Below are 24,036 nucleotides of genomic sequence, written 5' to 3' on the forward strand. Positions count from 1 at the left end.
TTCTTGGCTCGTGCTTTGTATTTCTCGTTGTTTGGATCCTGCGACTCGCTTCGCTCCCGCAGGATGACCGGGGCAGCAGGTCCCGGCCAGGATGACCGGGGCAGCAGGTCCCGCAGGATGACCGCTCCCAGGATAGCCAGGAATGCCCTGGAAGATCAGAAGGAGTGCTCCTGTGAGGGAACACTCCTGGCCGATGTTAGAGCATGCAGCTGACGCACTCGGTCATGTCAGTGCCCTCGAGGGCGAGCTGACGGATCCGGATGTAGTAGATCGTCTTGATGCCCTTGCGCCACGCGTAGATCTGCGCGCGGTTAATGTCGCGGGTCGTCGCAGTGTCCTTGAAGAACAGCGTGAGCGACAGACCCTGGTCGACGTGCTGCGTTGCCGCCGCGTACGTGTCGATGATCTTCTCGGGGCCGATCTCGTAGGCGTCTTCGTAGAACTCGAGGTTGTCGTTCGTCATGAACGGCGCCGGGTAGTACACGCGCCCAAGCTTCCCTTCCTTACGAATCTCAACCTTCGAGGCGATCGGGTGGATCGAGCTCGTCGAGTTGTTGATGTACGAAATCGAGCCGGTGGGCGGCACGGCCTGCAGGTTCTGGTTGTAGATACCGTGCTCCATGACGCTCGACTTCAGCGCACGCCACTGATCCTGCGTGGGGATCTCGATGCCGGCGGCTGCGAAGATCTCGGCGACGCGAGGCGTCTCGGGCAGCCACTCGGCATCGGTGTACTTGTCGAAGAACTCACCCGACGCGTACTTCGAGTCCTCGAAGCCGCCAAACACCTGCTGACGCTCAATCGCGATCTTGTTCGACGCCTGAAGCGCGTGGAACAGCACCGTGTAGAAATAGACGTTCGTGAAGTCGATGCCCTCTTCTGAGCCGTAGTGCACGCGCTCACGAGCGAGGTAACCGTGCAGGTTCATCTGGCCAAGGCCAATCGCGTGCGACTGAGCATTGCCGTCTTCAATCGATCGCACCGAGGCGATCGAGCTCATGTCGCTCACCGCGGTCAGCGACCGGATCGCGAGGTCAACGGTCGAAGCGAGGTCGCCACCGTCCATCGCCATGGCGATGTTCATCGAGCCCAGGTTGCAAGAGATATCCTTGCCGATCTGGTCGTAGCTGAGGTCTTCGTTGTAGGTCGTGGGGGTGTTGACCTGCAGAATCTCTGAGCACAGGTTCGACATGTTAATGCGGCCCTTGATGGGGTTCGCCTTGTTGACCGTGTCTTCGAAAACGATGTAGGGGTAGCCCGACTCGAACTGCAGCTCGGCCACGGTCTGGAAGAACACGCGCGCGCTGATCTTGGTCTTCTTGATGCGCGCATCGCCCACCATGTCGTAGTAGTGCTCAGACACCGACAGGTCGCCAAACGGCACCCCGTACACCTTCTCGACGTCGTACGGCGAGAAGAGGTACATGTCTTCGTTCTTCTTCGCGAGTTCGAACGTGATGTCGGGGACCACGACGCCCAGTGAGAGGGTCTTGATCCGGATCTTTTCATCGGCGTTCTCGCGCTTGGTGTCGAGGAACTTCATAATGTCGGGGTGGTGAGCCGAGAGGTACACGGCCCCCGCGCCCTGACGCGCGCCCAGCTGGTTCGCGTAGCTGAAGCTGTCTTCGAGCAGCTTCATGACAGGGATGATGCCAGACGACTGGTTCTCGATCTTCTTGATCGGGGCACCCGACTCGCGAATGTTCGACAGCGACAGCGCTACGCCACCGCCGCGCTTAGACAGCTGCAGCGACGAGTTGATGCCGCGTGAGATCGACTCCATGTTGTCCTCGACGCGCAGCAAGAAGCACGAGACGAGCTCGCCGCGCTGCGCCTTGCCGAGATTGAGGAACGTGGGGGTGGCCGGCTGGAATCGGCCCGAGATCATCTCGCGCACAAAACCGCGCGCGAGCTCCTCGTCGCCCTGTGCGAGGCCGAGCGAGACCATCACTACGCGGTCTTCGAAGCGCTCGAGGTAGCGCTTGCCGTCGAACGTCTTGAGGGCGTACGACGTGAAGAACTTGAACGCGCCGAGGAACGCCGGGAAGCGGAACTTCATGGCGTAAGCCTCGTTGGTGAGCGACTCAACGAACTTGGGGGCGTACTGGTCGAGCAGCGCCTTCTCGTAGTAGTCGTTGTCGATCAGGTAGCGCATGCGCTCTTCAAAGTTGTGGAAGAACACCATGTTCTGGTTGACGTGCTGCAGGAAGTACTGCCGCGCGGCCTCGCGATCCTTCTCAAACTGGATCTTGCCGTCTGCGTCGTAGAGGTTCAGCATGGCGTTCAGCGAGTTGTAATCCATCTCGCTGATCTTCGAGGACTCGTGTGACTCCATCACTGATGCTTCCAAAACTCTTCCAATCCTTTCCGAACGGCCGTAACGTCGTCCGGGGTTCCAAATACTTCGAATCGATAGAGGAAGGGCACTTGGCACTTCCTCGCAATAATGTCGCCGGCAATCGCAAACCCTGAACCGAAGTTCATGTTGCCGGCTGCCATCACGCCGCGCAGCAGTCCTCTGTTTCTCTCATCGTTGAGAAATTTGATGACCTGCTTGGGTACGGCCCTTGTGGCGGGGCCGCCGCCGTATGTGGGCACGAGGAGCACGTACGGCTCTGTGACCACGAGCGGTTCTTCGCGCGCGTAGAGCGGGATCCGGGCTGCGGGGCGACCCAGTTTGTCTATAAAGCGTTTGGTGTTGCCCGAGACGCTCGAGAAATACACCAGATCAGTCATGATCATCTACCTCATATACCGCTGTACCCCGAGTACATTACCCGGGGTATTGAAGCGCGGCGGCCTAGGCCAGCCGGCTTGCGAGCGCCGAGATCTTGTCGGGACGAAAGCCCGACCAGTGCTCGTCGTCGGTCACCACGACGGGAGCCTGGAGGTACCCCAGTTCCTTCACCGTTTCGAGCGCCGTCTCGTCTTCAGACAGGTCGAGCACGTTGTACTCGATGCCCTTGCTGTCGAGCGCACGATACGTCGCCGTGCACTGCACGCACGACGGCTTGGTGTATACCGTGATGGCCATTTCACGCCCCTCTTTCAAAACACACGCGCCTCGGCCGAGGCACTACATATAGTGAACCACACCGACCTTAACCACAACATGGTGTAGTTACATCAATGTAGTTTTCCACTTCCTATCCACCGCCCCACCCCCTCACTTGGGGAGAACTTTTCGCATAGTCTCGCGCTTCGCGGCAGGTTATCCACAGGCCAGCCCGCACGTGGAAACTTTCCTCCCCACCCCGCCTCGGCGTGTCGCGCGTAGTGTGCCCGGAGCGTGCCCGCAGCGTGCCCGCAGCGGTGGCACAAGCGCCTACCCTGCGCGCCTACTCGAGCGCAATGGGCCACAAATATTCGCGGCCATCGGGCTCAAACCAGCGCAGCACGAGCATGGCATCGGGCGCTGCGGCGCAGACTCCCGCCTCACCGTGACGCACAAGCACCGTGACCCGTTCACCCGGCAACACTGTGCCCGGCAAGGTCAAGCCGAGCATGCCGCCGCCGGCAAGTGCGAAGCGCACTGAGTGCGCGGGTGCGCGCCCACTGTGCGCCACCTCAATATCTCCGTCGGGTGAGCGTGACACTACCCGCCAGGGCACCGCAATCGCGGCGCCCTGCTCTGTAGAAAGGGGCGCGGCCCGCGCCCGCACCGCCGCGCTAATGTTTGCGCGCCAGCGCCGCGCAGCCCCGGGCGGCGGCCGCGTGCGCGAAGCAAGACGAAAAGGATTCATGCCCGCAGGCTACGCCGCACCTCGGACATCGCGAGCTACACGTGGTGGTAGGGCCTCCCGGCGGCGATCTCTTGCGCGCGATACAACTGCTCGGCCAGGATCAGTCGCACGAGCTGGTGCGGAAACACGAGCTTCGACAGACTCCACACGAAGTCGGCGCGCGCTCGCACCGCGCCACTCACACCGTAGGCACCGCCAATGACCACCGAGACCTGGCGGCCCGCGTCAAACGCGCCCCGCAGGGTGCGCGCCAGCTCGGGTGAATCAACGTTGCGGCCGCGTTCGTCAAGCAGCACAACGAAGGCATTCGCGTCGAGCTTCGCGAGGATCCTGTCAGACTCTTCGGTGCGCGCGGCATCACCCTCGCGTGCCGAGTGTGGCAGCAACTGCCACGACGCATCGAACGGCTTGCGCAGCCGCTTCTCGTAGCGGTCGATGCCGTCGACGACCCACTTCTCGTGTTTCTTGCCGACGGCCAGCACGCGTACGCTCACGCCGCCACCGCCCCTTCCCCGCGCACCGACGCAAGGAATTCGGCGATGCGCCCGATCGCCTCCTCGAGCACGGGCACGGCGGGCAGGGTCACAAAGCGCAGGTGATCCGGAGCTTGAAGATTGAAACCGCGCCCGTTCGTGACCAGCACCCGGGTCGCGCGCAGAAGGTCGATCACGAAGGCCTGGTCATCGTCGATGCGGTACACCTCGGGATCGAGGCGCGGAAACAGGTACATCGCGCCGCCGGGGAGCTCGCAGGTGACCCCGGGGATCGCGGTGAGCAGCCGGTGGGCGGTGTCGCGCTGCTCGCGCAACCTCCCGCCCGGTGCGCACAGCGCGCCGATGCCCGACCAGTCGGGGTCGCCGAGTGCGACCGGGATCGCGTGCTGCGCGGGCACGTTCGAGCACATGCGCATGTTGGTGAGCAGCGTGAGCCCCTCGAGAAAGTCGCTGGCGCGCGCCTTGTCGCCCGAGATCGCGAGCCACCCGGCGCGGAACCCTGCGACCCGCTGCGCTTTCGAAAGCCCACTAAATGTGAGGCAGAGCGTGTCATGCGCGTGCAGTGCCGCGTGCTCGTGCGTAGCCCCGTCGTACAGAATCTTCTCGTAGATCTCGTCGGCCATGAGCACCAGGCCGTGCCGTTCGGCGAGCTCGGCGAAGCCGCGCACAAGTTCGGCGCTGTACACCGCTCCCGTGGGGTTATTGGGGTTGATCAGCACGATGCCCTTGGTCGCGGGCGTGATGAGCCGCTCGATCGCGTCCAGGTCGGGCATCCATCCGTTGCCCTCGTCACACGGGTAGTGCACGGCCCGCCCGCCCGACATGGTGACCTGCGCCGTCCACAGCGGGTAGTCGGGCGCGGGCACTAAAATCTCGTCACCGTCACCCGCGAGCGCCTGCAGCACGAGCGAGATCAACTCGCTCACGCCGTTGCCCACGATCACGTCATCGGCCGTGACGCCCGTAACGCCTACGCTCGCGTAGTAGCGCGCAACGGCTTCGCGGGCGGGCAGAATGCCACGCGAGTCGCTGTAACCTTGCGCGTCTGGCAGCGCACCCCGCAACGCTTCAACAATCTCGGGCGGCGCTTCAAACCCAAACGGGGCCGGGTTGCCGATGTTGAGCTTCAAAATCTCGTGTCCCGCTCGCTCAAGTTTCTCGGCCTCTTGCAGGATCGGGCCGCGCACGTCGTAGCGCACCCCCGCGAGCTTCTTGGACTGGGTGATCTGACGCTTCTGCCGCACAGAAGAAGTGTAGTGGATTACAATGTTTACATGAGTACGTCAGCACCGCTTGGGCGGCCAATCTCGGTTCGGCTACCAGAAGCCCTGCGTGAGCGTGTCGAAGCGCTAGCCAAGGCGACCCGGCGCAGCCAGGGCGACATTGTGCGCGAGGTGCTCGAGCGCGACCTGGCCGAGCTGGAATGGGAGCAACGCATCGTTTCACGTTCGGCAGACCTTCGTTCGGGCCGAGCGAAGACTGTGCCGCTCGCTGTAGTCGAGCATGAGCTTGGGCTAAGCGACTCACCCGTTGACGCCTCGATCTTAGATGAGATCGAGTGACCTGGGAGGTTGAGCTCTCGCCTGAGGCGGCGAAGTGGCTACGCAAGGCCGACCCCCAAACCGCACGACGCATTCGTTCCGCGCTTCGAGCAATCACGACCCTCGATAGCCCCCGCGGCAGGGGCAAAGCGCTCACCGGGGGCCTATCTGGCCTGTGGCGTTATCGCATCGGTGACTATCGAATCGTCTGCGACCTACTTGACGCACGCCTCGTCGTCTTGGTGATCGACAACGACCACCGCAGCAGCATCTACGAGTGTGCAGGCACTAGGCCTGCTCAAATAATTCAGCGCTGCTACTGCTGCTGCGCGTACAGTTTCGCGTAGGCGTCGCCGCGCGCAATCAGATCCGCGTGAGTGCCGTGCTCGAGGATGCGCCCCTCACCCACCACGTAGATGCGGTCGGCGCCCTCAATCGTCGACAACCGGTGCGCGATCGCGATCGTCGTGCGGCCGCCCCGCGCGCCGTCGAGCGCCCGCTGCACCGCGCGTTCGTTCACGGTGTCAAGCGCGCTCGTCGCCTCGTCAAGCACGAGCACGCGCGGGTTTTTGAGCAGCACTCGCGCGATCGCGATGCGCTGCTTCTCGCCGCCCGAAAGCCGGTACCCGCGCTCCCCCACGACCGTGTCATACCCCTTTGCAAACCCCGAGATCGCGTCGTGAATGTTCGCGAGCTTCGCTGCGGCTACGAGCTCCTCATGCGAAGCGTCGGGTTTGCCGTAACGCAGGTTGTCGGCGATGGTCGCGTGAAACAGGTACGGGTCTTGTGTTACCACCCCGATGCGATCCATGAGCGCCTCTTGCCGCAGCTCGCGCACATCGCTGCCCGCGTAGCGCACGCTCCCCTCGCTCGCGTCGTACAGTCTCGGCACGAGCGACCCGATGGTCGTTTTGCCCGACCCCGACGCTCCCACAAACGCCACGAACTCGCCCGGCTCCACCCGAAACGACACCCGGTCGAGCGTCGGCCGCTCGCCCGCTACCGCGTCGGCGTAGCGAAACGTGACGGCATCGAATTCGATGCGCCCGGCATTCTCCGGAGCGTCAGAAGGATCGATCGCGCCTGGGGCGTCGATGATCGCGGGCTCGAGGTTTAAATACTCGAAGATGCGCGCAAACAGGGCCCGCGACGTCTGCAGGTCGAGCGCGATGCGCATGAGCGCCATGAGCGGAAACAGCAGGCGCGATTGCACGGTCGTGAACGCGACGATCGTGCCGGCCGTGATGCCGGGGTCGAAGCCGTCGCCCTGCGCGCCCGCGACAATGAAACCCGAGACAAGATAGACGATAGCGGGCACCGCCGACAAAAACACCTGCACCATCGCGAAGAAGAACTGGCCGCTCATCGTCTGCCGCACCTGCAGCGCGATCTGGCGTTCGTTCTCGGCCGCGTAGCGCTCAGTTTCTGCGCGCTGACGCGAGTAGGTTTTCGCGAGCAGCACGCCCGACACCGACAGCGCCTCCTGTGTGATCGCCGTCATCTCAGACAGCGACTCCTGCGTCTTACCCGCGATGCGCGCCCGCACCTGGCCGACGCGGCGCTGCGCGATGACGATCACGGGCATCAGCACGAGCGCGATGAGGGTGAGCTGCCAGCTGAGAATCACCATCGCAACACCCGCTGCGATCACGGTGACGGTGTTGCCGATGACGCTCGACACCGTATTCGTGAGCACGTTCGCGACGCCGCCCACGTCGTTTTGCAGCCTTGACTGAATCACGCCCGTCTTGGTGCGAGTAAAGAACCCCAGCTCCATCGCCTGCAGGTGCGCAAACAGCCGCACCCGCAGGTCGCCCATCACGCGGTTGCCCACGCGTGCGGTGAAGAGCGTCTGCACAATGCCTAAGCCGCTCGAGAGCACAAACGCCGCGACCATCGCCCCCACGAGCCACCCGAGCAGCGGAAGATTGGGCATACTGTCTTTGGGAAACAGTGCGTCATCGAACACGCGCTGCGTGATCAGCGGCGGCAGAATGCCAAGCCCCGCCGACACGACGACGAGCGCGATGATGAGCGCAAGCTGCGCCCGGTACGGCCGAAACAGGTCGACAATGTGGCGCCCCAGGTTTGGGATCTTCGGCGCCTCAGCGTTCTCTTCACGCTGCTTCGCCCTATCGCCGCCCGCTACACCGCGCCCGCCTGGTCTCATGCCCCTGAGCATAGCGGGGCGGGCAGGCTGGGCCCGGCTGTTCGCGGCGCGGCCGCTGCATGATCCGGATCTTCGGCGAACCGCGCGAGCTCACTCGCGCAGCAGGTGAGTTGCTGAGCTGGTCAGATACTCAGCAGGTCAGATGCTCAAGAGGTCGCCGAGGCCCTCGAACGCCGACCCCGCGGCGTCGAACACCTGGCCGACCGCGTCGAGGGCTCCGAGCTCGCCGAGGTCTCCCGCGATCTCAGCGAGCTGCAGCGTGAGCCGTGTGAGCTCGGCGATCGCGGTCGCGCTGTCGAGCGCCGAGAGCAACGCGTCGCCGTCGACCGCCTGAGCATCGACGCGCAGCACCTCGGCCCACTGTTTCTCGAACCCAAACAGAACGGCGTAGGGCAGCAGTTGCTCGTGCAGCTGCAGCCGGTCGACCCCCGCCTGAGCGGGCACGCGCATCGCACCCTGCGGCGACTGCAGCACCCGCAGCCGGTCGGCTTCAGCAAGCCGAATGTACTCGCGCAGCCCCTCCAGGTGACGCCTCGCCAGCTGGCTCGGCGGCAGAAATCTGCGCCACGGCCGCGGGCACACGATGAGCGCGGCGACGGTCACACCGAACGCGGCCACTGCGACCAGCACCCCCGCCGGTGCTGTCGGCTCGGTCACCCACACGGCGCCACAGATTCCCGCGATCACGAGGGTTGCGGCCACGCCTACCCACCCGAGTACGTTGACCACGTTGCTGGGCCAGCGCACCGAGCGCTGGGCGATCAGTCCGCGCCGGGCGAGGTCACTCACCGTATCGGTGAGCAGCGCGGCAGCCTTGCGACCGGCCACACCCTTCGCGGGTGAGATCTTGCGCGCGGCCTTGCCCTGTTCTTGTGCCCCCAAAAACACGGCGAGCACCCGCTGTTCGGGGCCCGTGAATTGCACGCCCGGCATGATCTCTGCCGCGAGCTGCGGTTTCGCGCCCTTGGTCGCGCCCGCGGCGTCGCCCGCGGGGTGCATCACGAGGTGAATCTTCTTGCGCAGCGCGAGGTCAATGAGCGCCGCGGCGAGCGCTTTCGAGTCTTTGCCTGCAAGCACCGCATCGAACAGGATGTTCGAGTTCGGCAGCGGCGCGTACTCGGCGATGACCGTTCCAACGGGTTGCCGTGAACGCAGCCGCGAGACAATCGCGATGATGAGGAGTGCGGCGGCAGGGAGCAGCGCGAAAAACATCGCGAATAAGAGCATTCCCCGAGTCTAGGATCTTTGTCGGGTGGGCGCGGGCTAAGCGAAGAAGTTCCCGGTGAATCGGTACCACTTGATGAGCACCAAGACGAGAATAATGGCGTTGCACACGAACATGGCCGTGTAGGCGGTGATGAACGCCACAGGCACCCCCAGCAGCAGAAAGATGAGGCAAAACAGGCCATAATCAGTCGGAATGATGAGCAGTGCCCGAAGCCGGCTGGTAGAAATCGGGGCGGCCGGCTGTGCGGAGCGTTTACCGCGCGTAAGCAGCTCCTTCAAAATCATGCTGAAGAACATTACGTTGTCGACGACGAGATACCCGGCCGGCACGAGCAGCCACAGCAGCGGGACGTCAAGGAATCTAAAGGCCGAGATCAAGATGGCGAGGTGCAGCAGGCTCAGCTTGGCCGCGTCCACCGTGTGATCGAGCCATTCCCCCTGCAGGCTACCCCCGCCCCGCAGCCGGGCCAGCTGCCCGTCTGCCGAGTCGAGCGCGTACCCGAGCAGCAACAGCACGCACACGAACACCCCCAACCACAGGGCTGGGGGTACTGTTGCGAGCAGCACGATGCCCGCCAGAGTCGACGTGGCGCTCAGGGCTGTCACCCCGTTGGGCGTCCAGCCCCATACGTACCCGAGCGCCGCGATCCGGCGCCCGAGCGGCCGGTTCACATAGCGCGAATAGGCCGGGGTGCCGGCCGAGGGTTTTTGGGCCGATCGCAACTGGGCGAGCGCCACCCGGTACCCACGGCGAGGCATCGAAGTCGGCTCGGCCCCGTCGGGCGCTCCCACATTCGGCGCACTGCTCACGATCCCGGCTCCTTTGCCTCGGGTCTACCAGCGGTAGAGCAGCCCGGCACAATCGTGCGCGTGCTGCCTGTCATTCATTTGATAGTAACGGGGGTCGCACAATCTGGGAACCTTCGCCTACGATCACTATATGGTCAACGGTGTCCACATAGAGCTCCTTTTGGATTCGCATGCGCAACGTGCGTGGCACGGGATCTTGATGCAGCGGCTGGGTGCGGTCGCGGGAGTGACCGCCTCGGCCCGTCAGGTCGCCGGCGACACTGCGCAGCAGCTGCAGCTAAGGCGACTTGAGCGGCTACTGCGGCTCGAGCAGCTCCTCTACGGCCTCACCCCGGGCGTGCTCGAATTCCAGAACATCGCAGCCACCGCGGCTGCCGATGCTTCGCTGCCCGCCGAGGACGACCCTAGCATCGTGTTCGACCTCACTGCCCGGCCGGCGCCGGGGCACTGGGTCGTTCTGTATGACGGAGTGCCCGGCGAGGCTGGCGCGGTTGCTGCGCTGCGCGCGGGCCGGATCCCCGTCGTGAGCGTGGTCGATGACTCGGGCATAGTGCGCGCGCAGGGGCGCCCGGGGAGCGAAAGCCCGGGCCTGCTCACCACCGCGCTCGCCGATATCACCGCAGGGGTTTCGACCCTCATCGTCGGCGCGACCACCGGTGGACGCTTCGCCCCGCCAACAGACTCGAACCTGGGCGCCGCCATTACTGCCGCGCCGAAGTCACATCTCGAGCTCGCCGCACGTCGAGTCGTGGGGTCGCTCGTGTACCGGGCATACCGTGCCTTGTATCGTGCGCCACACTGGCGAGTCGGCTGGCGTGCGCCGAAACACGCTGCGGCCTTGAGCGATATCGTCGCGAACCCTGGGGTCTGGACAGACCTCGCAGACGACGGATTCCATTTCTACGCCGACCCTTTTCCGATCACGCACGCGGGGGTGACCTATCTCTTCGTCGAAGACTTCGACCATCGCGTCGGACGGGCGGTCATCTCGGTGGTGGAGTGGGGCCCAGACGGCGCCATCGGGGCGCCGCGCCCCGTGCTACAACATGAAGTGCACCTCTCCTATCCTTTCGTCACCGCTCACGATGGCGACATGTGGCTGATCCCGGAGTCGTCTGGCGCCCGCACGCTGGAACTCTTTCGGGCAGTGGAATTTCCGTGGAAGTGGGAGCGGCACTCGGTACTCCTTGACAATATTGAGATCAGCGATGCCACCCCGTTCAAACACGAGGGCCGATGGTGGCTCACAGGTACCGTCGGGTACGGCGGTTCGCTTTCAGATTCGCTCTGCATCTGGTCGGCGCCCGATCTCAGGGGCCCTTGGACTCCTCACCAGCAGAACCCGGTTCTCATCGACATCGCCAGTGCTCGGCCAGCCGGGCGCGTGGAACTGCACGACGGGCGTCTCCTGCGTCCCGTGCAAGACGGCCGCGAGGGGTACGGAGCAGCCCTTGGAGTCGCCGAGATCACACGGCTCGATGATGAGGGTTTCGAACAGCGAATCGTGGCACACCACACCGCCGGCAAAACCTGGGGAGGAACACGGCTCCACACACTTAACAGAGCCGATCATCTTGAAACGGTTGACGGCTCGAGGCGCGTTCCCAAATTCAAACCCCGGCGCGCATCCGATCCGGGTCCCTCCATGTTTGTCGTCGCCAGAGAAGACGACCTGGACTTTCGGGGCGACGAGTACTCCCACTTGTTCGATCGGTCGACGGGATCTGCGTTTCAACACGGCGTCTGGATACACCGCGTCTACGAGCAGCTCGCCCCCGCAAGTCGGGCCCGCCCGTGCATTATCACCCTGCGTGCTACAGAAGACGGTCGACTCGTCGGAGTGCTCCCGTTCGTGATGAGGCGCAGGGGCGCCGCCCGCATCATCGAGTTCGCCGACCTGGGGGTGTCTGACTATGCCGTGCCCGTTATCGACCGCGAGGAGGTGCTCGCGATTCGGCACGAAACGCACCTGGGCGTTCAAATCCGCGACGCTCTCGGTGCGTTCGATCTCTTGCTCGTTGAGCGTTCACCCGAGTCAACGGTTCCCCTCTCAACCCTGCTGCACGGTGCACGCACGCGTGCTCACATCTATGGCGCGCACCCCACCCGGCTGACCGCTGACGTCGAATCTTGGCGGGCTCGACTGGGCGCGCGCCAAGTGCGTCACCTCGACAAGGCGTACAAACGACTTCGCGCGAAGGGAGGCTACTCGTTTCGAAGCGTCACGGATCTGGGCGAACTCGACCTACTGCTCGCCCAGCTGCGCGATTTTCGCTCCGCACGTTTTGTAGAACGTGGCGGCCTCGACCTCTTCCAAGACCCTCGGTTCTTTGATTTTTATCGCACCGTCGCCCGCGACAGTATCGACGGCCGCGGGCCCGTCACTGTCAGGGTGTTCGAGGTGGGAGGGCAACCTGCCGCAATTGCACTCGATCTGCTCGAGCCGGATCGGGAGCTCTATGTGATCACGGGTTATGATTTTGGGGGTCTGCGCAACTACTCCCTCGGCCTTCTGATCGTTGATCAGATCGCTCGCGCTGCGATCGAACGAGGAGTGAGCGTACTCGACATGACCGTCGGAGACGAGCCATACAAGGCCAGTTTCGGGGCCGAGCGCCGACCCGTGTACCAGGTCTATGTCGCCCGCACTCCACTCGGGGAGGCCACGTTCGGGTTGCGACAGCTGTACCTGTGGGCCCGTCGCACCGCGAAGCGCGTGCGTGGTGCCTGGCGCGCACGTCGCAAACGCGCGTTGACGCAGAAGACGACCGCTCGCTCTGATTCGGCCACGGGGTAAGCCGTGAAGCGCACGGCCACCGCCGCGATCCTCGCCCAGGGCACCCAGGCAGGCGTTAGCTTTGTTCTTCAAATCCTGGTGCTCCGACTGCTCGGAATCGACGATTACGGCCGGTTCGCAGTGCTCTACGGCATCATTGTGCTCGCAATGGCGGTCGTGTCTGGGCTGGTCGGTGATTCCCTCGTCGTGCTCCACCGAGAATTGCCTTCGATTCGCGCCGGTCTCGAGCTGACGACGATCTCGGTCACCACTGTGCTCGGGTTACTGGCGGTAGGGGCGGGGCTGGTCACCGGGTTCGTCACCCCCGTTGAAGCGGCAGCCTTCGGACTCGCTCTCGTTGCATTCGTGGTTATGGAAGTTATCCGGCGGCTGATGATCGCGCATTTCGCATACGTACGCATCATTGTTGCTGACCTGCTGGGATTCACTGCCACCGGAGCCGGGTTGCTGGCATGCGCTGCTCTCGATGCACTTTCGCTTGCTGGGTTCTTGTTCGCGGTCTCCACGGGGCAGCTGGTGTCGCTGCTCGTCGGTTGGCGGTTTATTCCGAAAGATGATCGCGTGCTCGTGCCCCTGCGAAACCCCGATCTGCGTAGTGTGTGGCGTTACGGCACCTGGCGTGCGCTTCAGCAGACTCTGCGCCCGGCGCTCTTCACGACCGTGCGGGTGCTCGTCGTCGGCTACAGCGGCGTCGCTGCCGTCGGAATGCTCGAGGCAGGGCGCACCTATGTCTCACCCCTTGTACTAGTGGTCGGCGGGTTCTCCTCCTTGCTCTTCGTGCGTTTTGCTGAACGTGCCAAGTCTGGAGGGGCAGGTTCTCTTCGCGAAGCGGATCGTGTCGTCGGAGCATTGATTGTCGTGTCTGTCATGTTGAGTCTTATAGCGCTCGCGCTGCGCCCCTGGATTGGCCCATTGCTGTTTGGCCTCGATCTCGACCTCATCGTGGTACTCGCATGGATCGTGTATGGCATTTCGGTGGCGATGGTGACGCCCTATGGGGCGCTCAGCGCAGTGTCTGGCCGTCAATCAGCCGTCTTTTTTGTTCGTTTGGCAGACACGGCGGCTGGCGTCGCGGTCACACTGGTGATCCTGACTTTGGGTGCCCCCTATGTCACGGTCCCGTTCGCGCTCGCCGTAACCTCAGCGTTGGGAGGCCTCGCTTTGAGGTGGATTGCAACTCGTGGCGAACAAGCTTCGAAGTGATATGTTGAGCAGATCAATGAAGATTTGCCAACCGCGGGGAAGGGGACACCGTGGAGGAAGTACCGTATGGCCGCATCCTGCGAGAGGGTTGGCTCATCATTCTCATCGCGGTGTTACTCGGAGGCGGGATTGGGTACGGCATGACCAAACCTATGCCGCGCAGCTACGCCGCTACGTCAACGCTGCTCCTACAAGTGGATTCGGCTCAGACTTCGCTCTTCGAGCGCAATCAGTTCAGCCAGGCGCGCATCAAATCGTATCCGGCGCTCGTTGACAGCCCGCAGGTGGTCAACGGGGTCCGAACTGACCTGCACCTTTCGCCCGCTGTGTATAGCGACCGTGAGATTCGTTCGATGCTCTCTGCTACAAACACATCCGACACTGTCTTAATGGATGTACGCGCACTCGCTCCTACTTCCAAGATGGCCGCAGCGATGGCAAACTCGGCCGCGAAGCATCTTTCTGTTCTGATTGAAGCAACTGAGAACGACAAGGCCGACGGAAACTACCAGGTCAAGCTTGAGCAGGCTCTTCCCGCTGTCCCCCCGCAGTCTGCAGTCTCGCCGCAGGTCATTCCGATTGTGGGGCTCGGGCTTCTTGTGGGGCTCACCGTTGGAGCCCTCATCGCGCTGTACCGCACGACCTCTAACCGTCGACTCCTTAACATCTCTGACGTCCGCCGGGTGGCAGACCTTCCGGTCGTTGGACAGATACCGCGCTTACCCCGTTTTCGTAGTGCGAAGGCCCGCGCGAAAGGGTTGAACTCGCCTACCTACACGGAGGCGGTGAGTAACCTTATGGCGCTTGCCGGATCCACCACGCGCACGTTGGTGTTGGTCCCAGCCGAGGCCGGTGCCCTCGGAGAAGATACGCTCATCGGGCTTCGCGATGCGTACCGTCAGGTTGGGCGCACAGCCCACATTCTTGACACTCGGCAGAGCCGCTTCCCGCCTGATCAGTTCCACCCCCTCGAAGACCTTATTCAGTCGACCATCCCCAAATCCAAGTCTGATGCGTCTGTAGACAGTGATCCCGGCTCCGCCGCACTCGGCCTTGATCCGCTCGATCTCACCGGGGGCGCACCGCACGACATCTACACCACGACGGTCATCGACACCGCCAAGCTGGAGTCCATGCTCCCCGGCTTGATCCGCCATTTCAATGACCCGTTGGATGTCGCCCTCGTCGTGATCGACCCCGAGGCCACGACCCTGCTTGCGGCAGTCCGAGCACCACTGGTGATCGATGTCCGCAGCCATGCCGCCAGCTTTGCAGATCTCATGGCGCTCACCATCAGGTTGCAGGTCATGGACATTCAGCCCCTCGGTGTTCTACTCACGAGCGCACGGTCTCGGTTGCGCACTGCCGTGTCCCTCACATGGAATGATCTCGACACGCACCCGGCCCGCCGCGTCCCCTCTCCTCATTCAAACACGTAACCGTTGACCTGAGTATGCGTCAGTTGACAGCGGGCGTCGAACGTCGTTCCAGAGACGCCCGGCACCCCACCCGCGAGCGGATGATCATCATCGGGCTGCTGTTCGCACTCGTCGTCGTGGGCGTGGTTCCCTGGCGCAAGGACACGATTTACGAGGGCGGCGCAGACAGTGTTGTGCTTGCCAAGGCCGCGATCGCGATGATTGCCTTCGCGGGCGCTGTGATCTTGCGGCTGCGCACCCACCGCCCGCTGCCGATCGGTCTCGGCCCGGCCGGAGCTCTCTCGCTGGTACTGCTCATATCGCTGCTCGGCGCCTTCCAGGTTGGCAATGAATCGGCCACCTTCGTGCTCGTCGTTCGCGTATGCATTCTGCTCGCGACGGTTCTGTTGATCCTGCCGTGCGCCCCGTGGACTCACGTACTCGGCTGCTTTCTCTCAGCCATGGGCGTCCTCGCCGTCGTCGCCGGAGTGACCGGCCTCGGCACGCTCTCCGAAGGCAGGCTCGGTGGCGGCGTACCTGAGCTCCATCCCAATGACCTCGCCGAAGTCGCCACGGTTCCACTCGTTGGCATCATCGTTCATGCTCTGCGCTGCGGCGTCCAGCTCCGACATTTCGTCGCTGCCGCCGTGCTACTTACGCTTGTGGTGGCCAGCGGCTCGCGCTCCGCGCTGCTCGGCTTGGGCCTCGCCGCCGCGGTCGCGGTGCTGACGACCGGTCGACTCGAACGCCGGATCGTCACGGTCCTGCTAGTGTGCCTGCCCATCGCATACATCGTGACCAACTTCACTGGGATTCTAGGCTCGCTGGCATCCCGAGGTGGCACTAATGCCGCCATTGGGGCGCTTGATTCACGCTTCGACGTGTGGCGCCTCGTACTGGCCTGGCGATGGGAGTCGTGGGAAAAGTGGATCGGGATCGGGCTATCGGTAAAGGAAATCGAGGTTGACGACAAGTGGCTCGACAGCCAAGTGCTTGATAGCAGCTGGGTGTCACTGCTCGCGCAGACCGGAGTCGTAGGAGCCGCGATAACAGCGATCGTGCTGATCTGGTGCATTATCGCAGCGCTCCAATCTCGCAGTCGCCGCAGCGCACTGCTCCCGTTCCTTATTCTGCTTGTGGTTCGGTCGATCACTGAGAGTGGCCTTGTTGACAGCGCAACGCCCTTTATCCTCCTACTCATTGTTGCAACCCTGCTCACGCGACGATCCCGCCGCGACGACATCCCTCCACCTTTGGGGGCAAGAACAGCATTCCCTAGACGGAATCCCTGACGTACAATGACGCAAAGTGCACAGGATCACGCCGCACTCCACGCGTAAGGAACGTACGCTCATGGCCGAAACAGTTCAGGGATCTTGGTCCCGATTGCGGTGGATTATCGTTGGCGTCATCGGAGTGGTCGCCGTCGGCATCATTGTTTGGGGCATCATTGTCAATCTGCCGAACAGCTCGGAGGCAGGGCCGGGCGCGGTTCCCACTGCCACCCCGGTCGAAGATCTTCCGGTACCCGATCCCGGCAAGACAACTCCGATCGAGAAGTCCAAGCCCCCGGTCTCCGTCAAATTGACCGAGCGCGCGGAACCCTTGACCGGCGTGTTCGTCGAGGTGGTATCGGTCGAGTCCGTCACCGCCGGGCGCGCGATCCCGGGGGAACCCACTGGGCCGGCCGTGATGGTTGAGGTGCGCCTCGTCAATGAGTCGAGCAAGCCCGTAGACGCTGCCGGCGCGAGCATCAGTCTGACCTACAACGGCGAAGATCAAACGCCAGCCGTGGCTCTGACCAGTGATATCGCTACCAATTGGCCCGCCGAGGTGCCCGCCGGAGAGAGCGCAAGTTCCGTATTTGTTTTTTCACTACCAGATGTGGTACGGGGCGACATTCGTGTTATCGTTGACCTGCTGGCAATGGGGCCAGACGTCGTTTTTGAGGGGCCACGTCCCTAAAGGACGAACGTAGGAAGTCTCGTTCGTCCAAATCGGGGGGATTACGTCGAACGGGTTATCAGTTTAGGAACTCTGATGGTCACGATCGCTTTCCCCCTGGTTCACCGCAAAGGCTTCGCCCTCACCGCTGCGACAGCGACGCTCGCAGTGATCGCCACGATGCTCTGGCCAGCGCAGCAAGCCTTTGCAGACACCGATCCACCCGCGGGCACCCCGGCCACTGTCACGGCAGACGCCCTTCCCACCGTCCAAATGAACGGAATCGCCTGGGACCAGGAGGTCGTCGGCGACGTCGTCTACGCGGCAGGGTCATTCTCGAGCGCCCGCCCAGCGGGGGCCGCCCCCGGCACCGACGAGACACCGCGCTCCAACCTGCTCGCCTACAGCCTTTCGACCGGGCAGCTGATCGCATCATTCGCACCGACAATCAACGCCCAGGTGCGGCAGGTTGCCGCCGCACCTGACGGCAAGACGCTCTACATTGTGGGCGACTTCAGCACGGTGAACGGGGTCTCGCGTAACCGAGTGGCCGCTTTCGATCTTCCCAGCGGAACGCTGACCTCGTTCAACCCCAACGCTAACAGCACGGTCGATGGTGTGGACGCCACCAATACGGCGGTCTACCTAACCGGCACCTTTGGCCGCGTCTCAGGCCAAGATCGGGCGGGCGCTGCTGCATTCACTCGATCCGGATCGCTGCTTCCGTGGGCACCGGATGTGCAGCGCAGGGGCCGCGCGGTGATCGTGTCCCCCGACGAGACGAAAGTCGTGATCGGCGGCGACTTCCCCACCCTCAACGGCAGCGCCAACCCGGGCTACGGCCTAGGCATGGTCGACGCACAATCGGGCGCTTCATTACCCTTCGGCGCAAACTCGGTCATTCGCAATGCTGGCAATAACGCCGCCATCCTGTCCCTCAAGTCCGACGAAGATTCCGTTTACGGTGTGGGCTACACGTTTGGCTCTGGCGGTACGCTCGAGGGCAGCTTCCGAGCTTCGTGGGACACGGGCAACCTGGAATGGGTGAATGACTGCCACGGCGACCAGTATGACGTACAGCCGATGGGCGACACCGTGTATGCCGCGGGCCACCCCCACTACTGCGGTAGCCTCGAAGGCGGATTCCCACAGAGTGATCCGAACTGGACCTTCTACCGCGCAATCGCCGTCACAAAAACCGTCAATCGCAACGTTCCCCCCGGGCTCAACCTCGGTTACAACGACTTTGTCGGCAACCCCCAGCCCAAGCTCCAACACTGGTTCCCGCTGTTTAATACCGGCACCGTGAGTGGGGCTTACCAGGGCCCCTGGACGGTGAACGGCAACTCGGAGTATCTCGTCTATGGAGGCGAGTTCACGCGGGTCAACAACGTAGGACAACAGGGGCTCGTACGTTTCGCCATTCCGTCGAAGGCCCCCGAAGCGCAGGGGCCAATTCTGTGGAACACTGACTGGATGCCCTCGGCCACTCAGGTGGCAAACGGGGCAGTCCGTGTTAGCTGGCCCTCCAATTGGGACCGAGACAACGAGTTCTTGAAGTACGAGGTGCTTCGCGACAACGTCGTCATCAAGACATTTGACGCCCTCCGTTCCAAGAAGGACGACTGGGCGATCCCCCCGTTCGGGTACGTCGACACCACCGTTGAGGCGGGCACTAACTACTCTTATCGCGTGCGAGCGACCGACGCGCGAGGCAACTCAATCATGAGCGGCACCGCGACGGCGAGCGCATCGGGGGCGTCGACCCCGAGCGCATACAAGACGGCAGTACTCAAGGATCTCCCGAGCAGCTACTGGCCACTCGACGAGGCGACTGGGGCAACCGCAAGCGATTGGGGTGGCGGCTCAGACTTGACCCTGTCGGGCGGGTACACCCGCAACCTGGCCGGGGCTATTTCTGGCGAGAGTGACCGCCGAGCCACCCGGTTCGGAGGCTCCTCTGGCTTCGGTGCGACTGACAAGAAAATTATCGCCCCACAGACGTTCTCTATTGAGGCTTGGGTTCGCACTGATGCAAATAACGGCCCAGGCGGCAAGATTGCCGGGTTTGGTAATAACCGCACGGGCCTTTCCTCAAGTTACGACCGGCACATCTACATGGAATCAAATGGACGTATTAGCTTTGGTGTCAACGCAGGCGGCCAGCGCACGATCACCTCACCATCGTCATACAACGACGCTCAATGGCACCACGTCGTGGCCACACTTGGCACCGGCGGAATGGTGCTCTATGTCGACGGGGCTCGCGTGGCGCAGCGCACCGATGCCGCCAGTGCCGCGTACTACTACGGCTACTGGAGAGTAGGTGGCGACCGCACCTGGGCTGGCAACAGCTACTTCCGCGGTGACATTGACGAGGTCGCGGTATACACGACACCGCTCAGCCTGCAATCGGTCGAAGCACACTATGCCGCCGCTGGCAGGACGGTGCCCGCCAGCACCCGACCGACCGATGCCTACGGTGCTGCCGTATATGATCTCGCGCCTACCCTCTACTGGCGCATGGACGAGACCACGGGCAGCATTGCAAACGACACCGCGGGGATGGGCCAGCGTGGCCGGTACCTCGGCGGTCACACCAAGAATGTTGCGGGCCCTCTGCAGGGTGTCGCGAACCCCGGCGTACGCTTCTCCGGCGGGCAGATTGTCAGCGAGAACTCGTTCTCCGACCCGCGAGCCTACTCACTCGAAGCATGGTTCAACACGACCAGCACGAATGGTGGCAAGATTCTCGGGTTCGGCAGCAGCAGCTCAACCTCAAATTCGACAAGTTATGACCGGCACGTCTACATGACCAACACCGGCCAGCTCGTATTCGGCACCTATTCCGGGGTGGAGCAACGGCTCACGACACCACAGTCTTACAATGACGGCGGTTGGCATCAGGTGGTCGCAACACAGGATGCGAGCGGCATGCGGTTGTACGTCGACGGCCAGCTCATCGACTCGAATACTGCGGCGCAAGCTCAAAGCTATTCAGGGTACTGGCACGTGGGCGGAGACGTCACCTGGGGCCCGGGAGGCAACCAGTTCGGTGGCACCATCGATGAAGTGGCCGTGTACTCCGCGGCGCTCCCTGCCGCCGACGTCGCGCTGCACTATGGACTCGGCACCACAGGCACAGCACCGAACGTGAAGCCGACCGCCTCCTTTGTGCCGACGACGAACCGTCTCAACGTGTCGGTCGATGGCACCGCCTCTTCCGATCCGGACGGCACGATCGCTGAGTATCGCTGGGACTGGGGCGACGGCGCTCCAACCAGCACCGGTGCAACCTCGACGCACACGTACGCAGCGGCGGGCGCTTACACCATTACGCTCACGGTCACCGATAACGACGGAGCAACCAGTTCGAAGACCGCACAGGTCTCGGTTGCCCCGAACCAGGCCCCCACCGCATCGTTTACCACCACGACGGCTGAGCTCACAGTGTCCGTCAACGGCTCAGATTCGGCGGATCCGGACGGCACAATTGCGAGCTACAGCTGGGACTGGGGTGATGGCAGCCCCGCAGGCAGCGGCGCAACAGCGACCCACAGCTATGCGACACCGGGTGACTACACGCTCAAACTGACGGTCACTGACAATGAAGGCGCCACCGGCGTCACGAGCCACCCCGTCAGCGTGAGCTTGCCAGTCGGTGCCGTAACCTACGCCCGCGATAGTTTCGGACGCAACGTAGCCACCGGGCTCGGCGCCGCCGACGTAGGCGGCTCATGGTCGCTATTGCAGAGCGCAGGGAACTATCGCGTCGACGGGGATCAGGCGGTGTTTGTGCAACCCGCTGGCGGTTCGCAGCGGTACGCCTACCTCCAGAGCGTGTCCTCGACCGACACGGCAGTCGAAGTCGACGTCACACTGCCGCAGCGTCCCGTGGGGGGAAGTTCGTTCAGCACGGTGCACCTGCGTCGCATCAGCGGCGATGAATACGTGGCCCGGCTCATCGTCACCACCGGTGGCGGCGTTACGGCACAGCTCATGCGCAACGGAACGGTGCTCACCAATGTGGGTACGTCAGTCAATCTCGCGGCGGGCGACACGATTCGGGTGCGCGGCGAGGCCACCGGGGCCTCACCTACTACTCTCAACCTGAAGGTCTGGAAAGTGGGGTCACCCGAGCCCGCGACCTGGACCACGACGACCACCGACGCGACTGCGGCGCTGCAGGCCCCCGGTCAGGTCGGGCTCGGAGTCTATCTCGGCGGCGGGGCCACGAACACACCCTTCCAAACCCGCTTCGACAATTTCTGGGCGGGGTCAACAGAGGGTGCACCTGAACCACCCGCGAATCAAGCCCCCACCGCCGCATTCACCGCGACCGCCGCTGATCTCTCGGTGCACACGGACGGCTCCGGTTCAAGCGATCCAGACGGCACGATTGCCTCTTATGCCTGGGACTGGGGAGACAACAGCCCCGCTGGGAGCGGGGCTGCGGCGACCCACACTTACACCGCCGCAGGCACGTATGTGGTGAAACTCACCGTCACTGATAATCAGGGGGCAACCGCCACGCTATCGAAGAACGTGACCGTGACGGCACCGGGCGGGCCGGCCAACCAGGCCCCGGCAGCTGCGTTCACCGCGACCGCCGCCGATCTGACGGCCAGCGTCGACGCTTCGGCATCCACCGATCCCGACGGTACCATCACGAGTTATGGATGGGACTGGGGTGACGGCTCGGCAGCGGGCACGGGTGTCACGACGACACACGCCTATGCCGCCGCTGGCACGTATACGGTGACGCTCACCGTCACAGACGACCAGGGCGCCACGGCGACCCACACTGAGGCGGTGACCGTCGCCGCACCCCCGCAACCCGACCCCGTCGTCTTTGGAGCAGATGATTTCGACCGGGCTCCAGGCCTCCTGGGGTCCGCCGCCGCAGGCGGTGCGTGGACCCAAACCGCGGGTGTGGCAAATGTTGGCGTCGAAGACAATGCCGCACGCCTCACGTCGATTGCGGCGAGCCAGACCCGCACGGCCTCGTTGCCGGCTGCGGTGTCTGACAGTACCGATTTGACGGTCTCGTTTCGTGTGGCGGCGCTGCCGAGTTCCTCCGGCCGTCTGTATATTTCGACGCTCGGCCGTGTCGTGGGCGCGGCCGACTACCGCGCTCGCTGGATCGTCGACCAGGGCGGCGGGGTCCAGGCGCAAGTGGCCAATGGCGGCTCCGTCATCGCTTGGCGTGATCTCACCGGGCTTACGCTAACGCCCGGCACCACATACAATGCTCGCGTGCAGGTCTTCGGTACGGCCCCCACCAGCCTGCGCAGCAAGGTCTGGGAGGCCGGCACCGCTGAGCCCGCGGACTGGCAGGTGAGCGGCACCGATGCCAGCGCCGAGTTGCAAGCGCCGGGCTATGTCGGGTTCTCAACCTATACGGGTGGCGGCTTCCAGACGTTGCCATACAGTGTGTTCTTCGATGACTTCCACGTGCAGACTGTAGCGCCCTAAGCATCGCCCTACGCGGCTACTGGAGGCGACTGCGTCGACTCGGAACTACGAGTTGGTCAATCGCCTCCAGAAGCCTGCGCTGGTACTGCTCGGGGGCGTAATTGTCGCTGGCGTATGTGGCGTCCCGTATCGCCGACGCGCTCAGGCTCGGCCACTCTTCGACGACGCGGCGCAACGCGTGCGCTACGGCCTCGGCATCATCCTTCGGCACGCGCACGGCCGCAGCGAGACCAGCAGATGCCTCTCGCAAGCCCGAGTGGTCAGCCACCACGACGGGGCGCCCACTCAGCGCTGCCTCGACCACCACGTTGCCAAATGATTCGTCAGATCGCGATGGCACCACCGCGACGTCAGCTCGAGCCAGCGCTTCCCAGACACTCGACTGAAACCCACCAAAGGCGACCCGGTGCGTCAGCCCGAGTTCGGTCGTACGCTGTCGCAGCTCATTTTCGTACCACTCATAGCCGGGAAACACGTCGCCCACCAGCTCCAGTTCGACATCAATCCCGTCATTCCGCAGCATTCCTGCGGCCTCGAGCAGCAGATCCGGCCCCTTGCGCGGTGAGAGGCGACCAACGAAGACGACGCGCAGCGGCGAATTGATTTCGCTACGTGGAGCGACGACCGTGCCCGGACCGGGCACGCCGTTGTAGACAATGTGGGTGCGCCCCCGGCGTTCGAGGGCGTTCACCCACGACACTCTGCGGCTTGTCTCGGAGTTATAGATCACCCCATCTGCGAAACGCAGCGGCGCGATCAGGAGCTTGCGCGCGAGTGGCCGCAGCGAGGCCTCCGCCTCGTGCACGTACACGAGCACTCGGGTCCCGTTGAGGCGCCCCACAGCCGTCCAAAACGGCACCGTCACCGTGTTCGCGAGCACAAATTGCGGACGCACTTCGCGCACGAGCTTGCGCATCTGAGGCAGTGCCGTCGCGAGTTGTTTGGCGAGGCGCACGAGGCCTGCCGGTTTCAACATGCTCTTTCGAATCACGGGTGCAGGCAACACACGCACCTCGGCTCCGAGGTCTTGCATCGCCTGCACAAGCGGGCCGTCCACCGAGCAGGTGACCACGACACGAAACCCATGGCTGAGGAGGGCACGTGCGCATTCGATGGCCATGCGGTCTGAACCGTAGAGGTCTGCCGACGGGTTCGCGATGAGCACGGCCGGTGGGGTGCGGGCTTCCATGGGCGTTACCGGGTGTGGCTGTGCT

At 63.5% G+C, this 24,036-nt stretch carries 18 protein-coding genes; 8 read left to right on the top strand and 10 right to left on the bottom strand.

What is annotated here, in order from left to right; all coding sequences use genetic code 11:
• Positions 1-196: 196 nt before the first annotated feature.
• The 6 genes from nrdE to ACXR2T_RS07520 all read right to left on the bottom strand — a co-directional run bounded on the left by nrdE (position 197) and on the right by ACXR2T_RS07520 (position 5,481).
• Positions 197-2,335, bottom strand: a complete 2,139-nt coding sequence (nrdE, locus tag ACXR2T_RS07495; RefSeq protein ID WP_458838878.1) for a class 1b ribonucleoside-diphosphate reductase subunit alpha — start codon at positions 2,333-2,335, stop codon at positions 197-199.
• Positions 2,335-2,736: a class Ib ribonucleoside-diphosphate reductase assembly flavoprotein NrdI gene (nrdI, locus tag ACXR2T_RS07500; protein WP_458817034.1), complete on the bottom strand. Its 402-nt coding sequence runs from the start codon at positions 2,734-2,736 to the stop codon at positions 2,335-2,337. The genes nrdE and nrdI overlap by 1 nt, the downstream gene beginning before the upstream one ends.
• A 64-nt stretch (positions 2,737-2,800) precedes the next feature.
• Positions 2,801-3,034, bottom strand: coding sequence for a glutaredoxin-like protein NrdH (gene nrdH / locus ACXR2T_RS07505; protein WP_017792526.1), 234 nt, complete (start codon positions 3,032-3,034; stop codon positions 2,801-2,803).
• 304 nt (positions 3,035-3,338) lie between these two features.
• Positions 3,339-3,743, bottom strand: a complete 405-nt coding sequence (locus ACXR2T_RS07510; protein ID WP_458838873.1) for a hypothetical protein — start codon at positions 3,741-3,743, stop codon at positions 3,339-3,341.
• Positions 3,744-3,778: 35 nt separating this feature from the next.
• On the bottom strand, positions 3,779-4,237 hold the full coding sequence (gene rlmH, locus ACXR2T_RS07515; protein WP_458838872.1) for a 23S rRNA (pseudouridine(1915)-N(3))-methyltransferase RlmH: 459 nt from the start codon (positions 4,235-4,237) through the stop codon (positions 3,779-3,781).
• Entirely contained in the window at positions 4,234-5,481 is a 1,248-nt protein-coding gene (locus ACXR2T_RS07520) for a pyridoxal phosphate-dependent aminotransferase (RefSeq protein ID WP_458838871.1), read from the bottom strand. Before ACXR2T_RS07520 ends, rlmH begins: the two co-directional genes overlap by 4 nt.
• 30 nt (positions 5,482-5,511) lie before the next feature.
• Here ACXR2T_RS07520 and relB point away from each other — a divergent pair, with 30 nt between their 5' ends.
• Both relB and ACXR2T_RS07530 read left to right on the top strand, forming a co-directional pair.
• Positions 5,512-5,799, top strand: a complete 288-nt coding sequence (relB, locus tag ACXR2T_RS07525; protein WP_458817043.1) for a type II toxin-antitoxin system RelB family antitoxin — start codon at positions 5,512-5,514, stop codon at positions 5,797-5,799.
• Entirely contained in the window at positions 5,796-6,125 is a 330-nt protein-coding gene (locus tag ACXR2T_RS07530; RefSeq protein WP_458838870.1) for a type II toxin-antitoxin system RelE family toxin, read from the top strand. Before relB ends, ACXR2T_RS07530 begins: the two co-directional genes overlap by 4 nt.
• On the opposite strand, the gene ACXR2T_RS07535 is transcribed toward ACXR2T_RS07530, so the two are convergent.
• The 3 genes from ACXR2T_RS07535 to ACXR2T_RS07545 all read right to left on the bottom strand — a co-directional run bounded on the left by ACXR2T_RS07535 (position 6,095) and on the right by ACXR2T_RS07545 (position 9,985).
• Positions 6,095-7,948, bottom strand: coding sequence for an ABC transporter ATP-binding protein (locus tag ACXR2T_RS07535; RefSeq protein WP_458838869.1), 1,854 nt, complete (start codon positions 7,946-7,948; stop codon positions 6,095-6,097). The two genes, ACXR2T_RS07530 and ACXR2T_RS07535, sit on opposite strands and share 31 nt — an antisense overlap.
• 138 nt (positions 7,949-8,086) lie before the next feature.
• Positions 8,087-9,175: a DUF2207 family protein gene (locus tag ACXR2T_RS07540; RefSeq protein ID WP_458838868.1), complete on the bottom strand. Its 1,089-nt coding sequence runs from the start codon at positions 9,173-9,175 to the stop codon at positions 8,087-8,089.
• Between the two features lie 36 nt (positions 9,176-9,211).
• A complete protein-coding gene (locus ACXR2T_RS07545) occupies positions 9,212-9,985 on the bottom strand; it encodes a CDP-alcohol phosphatidyltransferase family protein (RefSeq protein WP_458838867.1) in 774 nt (257 codons plus the stop codon).
• A 199-nt stretch (positions 9,986-10,184) separates the two neighbouring features.
• Here ACXR2T_RS07545 and ACXR2T_RS07550 point away from each other — a divergent pair, with 199 nt between their 5' ends.
• The 6 genes from ACXR2T_RS07550 to ACXR2T_RS07575 all read left to right on the top strand — a co-directional run bounded on the left by ACXR2T_RS07550 (position 10,185) and on the right by ACXR2T_RS07575 (position 22,822).
• Positions 10,185-12,782, top strand: coding sequence for a GNAT family N-acetyltransferase (locus tag ACXR2T_RS07550; protein ID WP_458838877.1), 2,598 nt, complete (start codon positions 10,185-10,187; stop codon positions 12,780-12,782).
• A 3-nt stretch (positions 12,783-12,785) separates the two neighbouring features.
• Positions 12,786-13,985, top strand: a complete 1,200-nt coding sequence (locus ACXR2T_RS07555; protein ID WP_458838866.1) for a lipopolysaccharide biosynthesis protein — start codon at positions 12,786-12,788, stop codon at positions 13,983-13,985.
• Between the two features lie 50 nt (positions 13,986-14,035).
• Positions 14,036-15,424 carry a hypothetical protein gene (locus tag ACXR2T_RS07560; protein WP_458838865.1) on the top strand — a complete coding sequence of 463 codons (1,389 nt, stop codon included), beginning with the start codon at positions 14,036-14,038 and terminating at the stop codon, positions 15,422-15,424.
• Between the two features lie 14 nt (positions 15,425-15,438).
• On the top strand, positions 15,439-16,695 hold the full coding sequence (locus tag ACXR2T_RS07565; RefSeq protein ID WP_458838864.1) for an O-antigen ligase family protein: 1,257 nt from the start codon (positions 15,439-15,441) through the stop codon (positions 16,693-16,695).
• A 61-nt stretch (positions 16,696-16,756) separates the two neighbouring features.
• Positions 16,757-17,368, top strand: a complete 612-nt coding sequence (locus tag ACXR2T_RS07570; protein ID WP_458838863.1) for a hypothetical protein — start codon at positions 16,757-16,759, stop codon at positions 17,366-17,368.
• Between the two features lie 75 nt (positions 17,369-17,443).
• Positions 17,444-22,822: a PKD domain-containing protein gene (locus ACXR2T_RS07575; protein WP_458838862.1), complete on the top strand. Its 5,379-nt coding sequence runs from the start codon at positions 17,444-17,446 to the stop codon at positions 22,820-22,822.
• A 16-nt stretch (positions 22,823-22,838) separates the two neighbouring features.
• Here the strand turns inward: ACXR2T_RS07575 and ACXR2T_RS07580 are convergent, their stop codons facing one another.
• Positions 22,839-24,011, bottom strand: a complete 1,173-nt coding sequence (locus tag ACXR2T_RS07580; RefSeq protein ID WP_458838861.1) for a glycosyltransferase — start codon at positions 24,009-24,011, stop codon at positions 22,839-22,841.
• Positions 24,012-24,036: the final 25 nt, after the last annotated feature.

Source organism: Leucobacter faecis (genome assembly GCF_054456635.2).

What these genes read in the sequence shown, in the direction of transcription:
- nrdI (WP_458817034.1), bottom strand. Translation starts at nt 2,736, where the DNA reads ATGACTGATCTGGTGTATTTCTCGAGCGTCTCGGGCAACACCAAACGC.
- ACXR2T_RS07510 (WP_458838873.1), bottom strand. Translation starts at nt 3,743, where the DNA reads ATGAATCCTTTTCGTCTTGCTTCGCGCACGCGGCCGCCGCCCGGGGCT.
- ACXR2T_RS07540 (WP_458838868.1), bottom strand. Translation starts at nt 9,175, where the DNA reads ATGCTCTTATTCGCGATGTTTTTCGCGCTGCTCCCTGCCGCCGCACTC.
- nrdE (WP_458838878.1), bottom strand. Translation starts at nt 2,335, where the DNA reads ATGGAGTCACACGAGTCCTCGAAGATCAGCGAGATGGATTACAACTCG.
- ACXR2T_RS07570 (WP_458838863.1), top strand. Translation starts at nt 16,757, where the DNA reads ATGGCCGAAACAGTTCAGGGATCTTGGTCCCGATTGCGGTGGATTATC.
- ACXR2T_RS07535 (WP_458838869.1), bottom strand. Translation starts at nt 7,948, where the DNA reads ATGAGACCAGGCGGGCGCGGTGTAGCGGGCGGCGATAGGGCGAAGCAG.
- ACXR2T_RS07575 (WP_458838862.1), top strand. Translation starts at nt 17,444, where the DNA reads ATGGTCACGATCGCTTTCCCCCTGGTTCACCGCAAAGGCTTCGCCCTC.
- ACXR2T_RS07565 (WP_458838864.1), top strand. Translation starts at nt 15,439, where the DNA reads ATGCGTCAGTTGACAGCGGGCGTCGAACGTCGTTCCAGAGACGCCCGG.
- ACXR2T_RS07550 (WP_458838877.1), top strand. Translation starts at nt 10,185, where the DNA reads ATGCAGCGGCTGGGTGCGGTCGCGGGAGTGACCGCCTCGGCCCGTCAG.
- ACXR2T_RS07580 (WP_458838861.1), bottom strand. Translation starts at nt 24,011, where the DNA reads ATGGAAGCCCGCACCCCACCGGCCGTGCTCATCGCGAACCCGTCGGCA.
- nrdH (WP_017792526.1), bottom strand. Translation starts at nt 3,034, where the DNA reads ATGGCCATCACGGTATACACCAAGCCGTCGTGCGTGCAGTGCACGGCG.
- relB (WP_458817043.1), top strand. Translation starts at nt 5,512, where the DNA reads ATGAGTACGTCAGCACCGCTTGGGCGGCCAATCTCGGTTCGGCTACCA.